Source organism: Burkholderia sp. 9775_39, from assembly GCF_015712225.1.
GTDB lineage: Bacteria > Pseudomonadota > Gammaproteobacteria > Burkholderiales > Burkholderiaceae > Burkholderia > Burkholderia cenocepacia.
Genome location: NZ_JACCQC010000068.1, coordinates 1 through 1,451 on the forward strand (window position 1 = coordinate 1; position 1,451 = coordinate 1,451).

Annotated in this window: 1 protein-coding gene; it reads right to left on the minus strand. The window is 58.5% G+C overall.

Annotated features, from left to right (window positions below):
• Positions 1-33: 33 nt before the first annotated feature.
• Positions 34-1,404, minus strand: a complete 1,371-nt coding sequence (locus H0X90_RS35265; protein WP_230877764.1) for an IS30 family transposase — start codon at positions 1,402-1,404, stop codon at positions 34-36.
• Positions 1,405-1,451 lie beyond the last annotated feature (47 nt).

Here is a 1,451-nt window from a genome sequence, read left to right on the forward strand (position 1 = left end):
CTTAGGTTCAAGGAGTCGTCGCAACATCCATCGTTATGTTGCGGATAACAGTTCGTGGAATGCTTCCGCTGGCGTTTTCCATCCGAGCGTTTTACGTGGTCGAGAGTTCAGTGTGTTCGCGACCGCGTCGAGTTCACGCTCGGTGTATCGACTCATATCTGTGCCTTTCGGAAAGTACTGTCGCAGTAGGCCGTTCGTGTTCTCATTCGTTCCGCGTTGCCATGGACTCTGGGGATCACAGAAGTAGATTTCCAAAGCCGTGTCGATTCGTAGCTGTACATGCTGGGCCATCTCTGCGCCTTGATCCCATGTCAGTGATCGCCGCAAATGCTCGGGTAGTAGCGCGATCTTTGTTGCGATAGCATTACGAACAGCCTCTGCCCCGTGACCTGCCAGCGCTGGGCCGTTCTTGACGCGCACCCCGACTCCATGGCCCTCCATCGGAGGAAGATGCAGCAGCATCGTGAACCGGGTGGTGCGCTCAACCAGAGTGCCAATCGCCGAGCGGTTAAGGCCAATAATCAGGTCGCCTTCCCAATGCCCTGGAACAGCACGATCAGCAATTTCTGCGGGGCGTTCACTGATCATAACCTCCGGTGTGAGGAAGTGCCTTCCACGCTGTTGCGTCCTGGCCCGCGGCACGCGAAGTGCGCGGCCCGAACGCAGGCAAGCAGTAAGCTCCCGTCGCAAAGCGCCCCGGCCTTGAATGTAGAGTGCCTGATAGATGGCTTCGTGGGAGATCCGCATAGATTGATCATCGGGATAGTCAATCTGAATTCGCCGACTGATTTGCTCCGGACTCCAGCAGGTGCCCCAGCGACGGTCCGCACGACGTCCTTGTCTTCGTCCTTTCCACGGAACGTTAGGTCCGGGAATCGGCTTGCCCCGAAAATCCGTGACCGTTCCAGCCAGGCGATCCTGCACATATGTCCTCAACTGGTCGTTCTCTGCCAGTTTCGAAGCCTTCGGACGCTCGGCTGCGCGTTCAGCTTTCCATTGGGCAACCGTTGCCCGATACACCAGAGTACCACCGCGGGTCGCTGCGTTACGGCGTAGCTCGCGTGAAATCGTTGACGGCGATCGTTGCAGCCTCCGCGAAATCTCACGGACACTGCAATCCTGGGCCCACAGCAGCGCGATCTCCTCGCGTTCCGCGAATGACAGGTACCGCCCAGAGTGGGGCGCCAGGTCGATCGGTGCCATGCCGCCCGCTTCACGAAACCATCGCGGACCCAACGGTTGCGATACGTTACATGCCAGCGCTGCGGCCTCGGTCTCCATACCAAGTGCGATGCACTTCCAGAATGCTCGCTTCGAGTCGAGTTGATTGACACCCGGTCTGCCAGGTGATCGCATGACGGGCCTTCCCGTTTGTTCCGAGCCCCATCCCAGTGGTCGTCCCATTCAACACCTCCAATCTGGAGATGTTGCGACGACCAGTTGAATCCGCC

What these genes read in the sequence shown, in the direction of transcription:
- H0X90_RS35265 (WP_230877764.1), bottom strand. Translation starts at nt 1,404, where the DNA reads ATGGGACGACCACTGGGATGGGGCTCGGAACAAACGGGAAGGCCCGTC.